Origin of the sequence: Archangium sp. (assembly GCF_036389735.1) — a bacterium.
In the GTDB taxonomy this organism is placed as follows: Bacteria; Myxococcota; Myxococcia; order Myxococcales; family Myxococcaceae; genus Archangium.
The window spans coordinates 1-3,886 of record NZ_DASVWK010000855.1 but is presented as its reverse complement, the minus strand read 5'-3'; the positions used below and the strand labels follow the sequence as shown (position 1 = coordinate 3,886).

Genomic DNA, 3,886 nt, shown 5'->3' with positions numbered 1-3,886 from the left:
AGCCCAGGCGTCGGAACAGGCGGCGCTGAAGCCGAGGTCCCGGCAGCAGGACCCACCACGGGAGCCGGTCTTGGCGGGGCCACTGGAGCCGGCTGCGCCGAGGCGGGCATCACCTGCGCCACGGCCCCGGGAGGCACCTGTGCTGGAGCCGAGGGCCGCTGCGGACCCGGAGCCCCCTGCCCCACCGGAGCCATCGTGGGCGATGGCGCGGCCAGGGCGGGCTTGGGCTGACCCGGGCGAGCGGGGCGCGTCGGCTTGGGGATGCCGTAGCGCTTCTCCAGGTATTGGAAGAGGCGCAGCTCGGACACGATGGACGGCACGATGCGCATCCCCGTGGCGACAGCGAGCGTGTCCACCTGCTTCAGATCGAACGGGCTCACCATGGCCACGCGCAGGCGGCGGCCCTCCACCGCCAGGGGGAAGGCCTGGTGGGTCCGCGCGAGCTCGGGCTTGAGGTGCGCCAGCGTCTCCGCCGACACCGCCTCCAGCTCCGCGTCCGTCGCGACGGGGAAGTGGTACGCGTCAGCCAGGGCCTGCCCCAGCGTGCCCAGGTCCATCAGACCCAGCTCGACCAGGTTGGTACCCAGGCTGCCGCCGTAGATGAGTTGGGATTTCAGGGCCTCATCAAGCTGCGCCTGCGTGATGAGTCCCTTGCGGACGATGTGCGCTCCGAGCTGTTCGGCCATGTCGCGCTGATTCTAGTCCGGACCCCCCTCACGAGCGCACCGGCCAGGCGCCGACTAGTACGTCAGCGCACAGAATCCGGAGTGTGCTTGGAACCACGCCTAGTAGGCGTTCTTCGACAGGAAGCCACCGAGTGCAGTACGGATGAGAATCTTCAAGTCCATCAGCAAGGACCAGTTCTCGATGTAGTACAAGTCGTACTCGATGCGCTTCTGGATGGACGTCTGACCGCGCAGGCCGTTGATCTGCGCCCAGCCGGTGATGCCGGCCTTGACCTTGTGGCGCAGGTGGTAGCGGGGGATCTGGCGCTTGAACTCCTCGATGAACACCGGGCGTTCAGGCCTGGGGCCCACGAGGCTCATGTCGCCCCACAGCACGTTGAAGAACTGGGGCAGCTCGTCCAGCGAGTACTTGCGCAGGAAGGTCCCGATGGGCGTGCGGCGCGGGTCCTCCTTGCTGGCCATCATCGCGCCCGAGACCTCCGCGTCCACGCGCATGGTGCGGAACTTGAGGATGTGGAACGTCTCCCCGTCCATCCCCATGCGCTCCTGATCGTAGAGCAGCGGCCCGCGACTGGTGAGCTTCACGGCGATGGCCACCGCCAGCATGACGGGCGCGCTCACAGCGATGGCCACCAGCGCGAAGAGGATGTCGAAGACGCGCTTGGCCACCATGTTCCAGCCCGTCATCGGATCGCCCTGGAGGCTGATGATGGGCAGTCCGCCGAACTCCTCGAGCCCGCCGTACAGGGTGACGTACTGGTACAGGTCCGGCACCACCTTCACGTCCACCGTGCGCAGCGCGAGCTGCTCCATCAGCGGCTTGACGGCGGCCTGATCCTCCAGCGGCACCGCGATGATGACCTGGTCCACCGGGTGCTCATCCAGCACGGCCTCCACGTCCTTCACGTGGCCCACCACCGGCACGCCCAGCACCTGCTGGCCCACCTTCTCCTGCCGCAGGGTGAGCACGCCCTCCACGCGGAAGCCCAGCTCGCGGTGGCTCTCCACCGTCTCGATGACGCGCTGGCCCAGCTCCCCCGCCCCGATGACCAGGATGGACTTGAGGTTGAAGCCGCGCCGGCGCACCTCGTTGAGCACCGCGCGCAGCACCAGCCGCACCGCCGACACCAGCAGGAACGAGTAGCCGGAGAAGAAGGCCAGCATCAGACGCGAGTAGCGCTCGCGCGTGAAGTACGTCAGCGCCACCACGATGAGCGTGGCCATGACGGTGGCCTTGAAGACCTCGAAGACCTCCCCGATGTGCGTGCGCGCCCGGTTGGTGGCGTACAGCCGCGCCTGCCGGTAGGTGATGGGGAAGACGAGCAGCACCGTCATCAGCGACAGCAGCGTCTCACCCACGGGCGGCATTCCGTAGAAGACGGGGATGGGGCCCTCGAAGCGCGTGACGTACGCGAGCGAGAAGGCCAGGGTCAGCATCACCACATCGGCGGCGACCTTGATGGACGTGTAGAAACGCTGGAACCGGCTGAACACGCGGGCCTCCTTCCCTACACTCCCATGGGCCGTCCAGTAACGGACAGCCCACGCGGCCGGTGCGCTCCTACCACGGAAAGTGCCCGAAACCCAAGGGGTTGCCCCTCCTACAGGGCAATCCTGTCAGGGTGTGACGAGACCCCCATGAGCGCGTCCACCTCGGCCTTCACCGCGCGCAGGAAGGTGGCACGGCTGAAGCGCTCGGCCTGGGCGCGGGCGTCGGCCGGGCGGAAGCCAGGCTCCCACCGCTCGAAGGCGCGCACGGCGTCCACCAGCGCGGCCGGCGTCTGCTCGTCGAAGAAGAGACCCGTGAGCGGACTCACCGTCTCCAGCGCCCCACCCCGCCCGTAGGCGATGACGGGGCGGCCCGAGGCCTGGGCCTCCAGGGGGACGATGCCGAAGTCCTCCTCGGGGGTGAAGATGAGGGCGCGCGCGTCCCGGTAGAGGCCGGCGAGCGCCTCGTTGGGCACGGGCCCGAGGAACCGGATGTGGGAGGGCAGCGCCCCCGAGGTGAGCCGGGCCGCCTCCTGGCCGGTGCCCACCACCCACAGCGGCGCGTCCAGGTGCCGGAAGGCCTCCAGCGCGATGTCCAGCCGCTTGTACGGGGCGAAGGCGCCCAGCCACAGGTAGTAGCCCCCCTGGCCGAGCCCCTCCAGCGGATGCTGGCAGAAGCGGTCCAGCGCGATGGGCGGGTACACCACCGAGGCGTCCCGGCCCCAGAAGCGCTTCACCTTGCCGGCGATGTGCTGGCTGTTGACGAGGATGCGGTCCACCCCGGCGGTGCTCTCCCGGTCCCACTTCTGCAGGTAGGGCCGCACCGCGTGCGCCGCCACGCGCACCGGCAGCGAGGCCCGCCCTGGCCCGAAGTAGTCGTCGAACAGGTCCCACATGTAGCGCATGGGCGCGTGCACGTACGCGAGGTGCCTGGCCCCGGCCGGCTTGCGGATGCCCTTGGCCACGCAGTGGCTGGAGGAGATGACCAGGTCGTAGCCCTCCAGGCGCATGGACTCGATGACCTGGGGGAGCACCGGGAGGAAGTGCCGGTAGAGCTTGTGGATGCGCGGCACGCGCTGGAGGACGGACGTGTGGATGGTCCGCGATTCAATCCGCGGGTGCACGGCTCCGGGACGGTGGACGAGGGTATGGATGTCCGCCTGCGGGAACAGCTCGCACAGTGCCTCGAGCACGTGCTCACCGCCGCGCTGGGTGACGAGCCAGTCGTGGACGAGGGCGACCTTCACGGGGGGCCTTGTACCACCGCTCGGCCCCGATGCCGACAACCGGGCAACCGAGCCCCCCATCCCGCCCGCGCGTGTGCTACGCCCTCCCCTCGTGGCGAGCGTCCTCATCGACCTGCGCATGGTCCGTGGCCGGCTGCACGGCATCGCGCGTTACGCGCTGGAACTGGCGTGCCGGCTGCCCGCGCTGGCCCCGGATCTGCGCTTCAGCGGCCTCACCGCGCCGGAAGGCCTGCCAGCGGGACTCGGCGCCCTCACCCCGCGCATCCCCCTGCACCGCTGCCCGGCCCCGTTCCTCTCACCGCTCGAGCAGCCCGTGCTCGGCGCGTGGCTGGCGCGGCTCAACCCGGACCTCTTCCACGCCACCTCCTTCTCGCTGCCCGCGCTGTGGCCGGGACGGCTCGTGGCCACGCTCCACGACGCCAACCACCTGGTGCTCTCCGAGGAGTACGGCCCGGGCCGCCGCCT

2 protein-coding genes and 2 pseudogenes are annotated in these 3,886 nt (G+C 69.7%); 1 reads left to right on the top strand and 3 read right to left on the bottom strand.

Going from position 1 to position 3,886, the window contains the following annotated elements:
• From VF794_RS30605 to VF794_RS30595, 3 genes and pseudogenes are all read right to left on the bottom strand, one after another.
• Positions 1-686, bottom strand: a pseudogene (locus VF794_RS30605) (hypothetical protein); the annotation flags it as partial.
• Between the two features lie 99 nt (positions 687-785).
• Positions 786-2,180, bottom strand: a complete 1,395-nt coding sequence (locus VF794_RS30600) for an undecaprenyl-phosphate glucose phosphotransferase (RefSeq protein ID WP_331116546.1) — start codon at positions 2,178-2,180, stop codon at positions 786-788.
• 107 nt (positions 2,181-2,287) lie between these two features.
• The gene (locus VF794_RS30595) at positions 2,288-3,421 is read right to left on the bottom strand and encodes a glycosyltransferase (protein ID WP_331116544.1); all 1,134 of its coding nucleotides are present in this window, start codon (positions 3,419-3,421) and stop codon (positions 2,288-2,290) included.
• A gap of 118 nt (positions 3,422-3,539) precedes the next feature.
• Here VF794_RS30595 and VF794_RS30590 point away from each other — a divergent pair.
• Positions 3,540-3,886 (top strand): annotated as a pseudogene (locus tag VF794_RS30590) (glycosyltransferase family 1 protein); the annotation flags it as partial.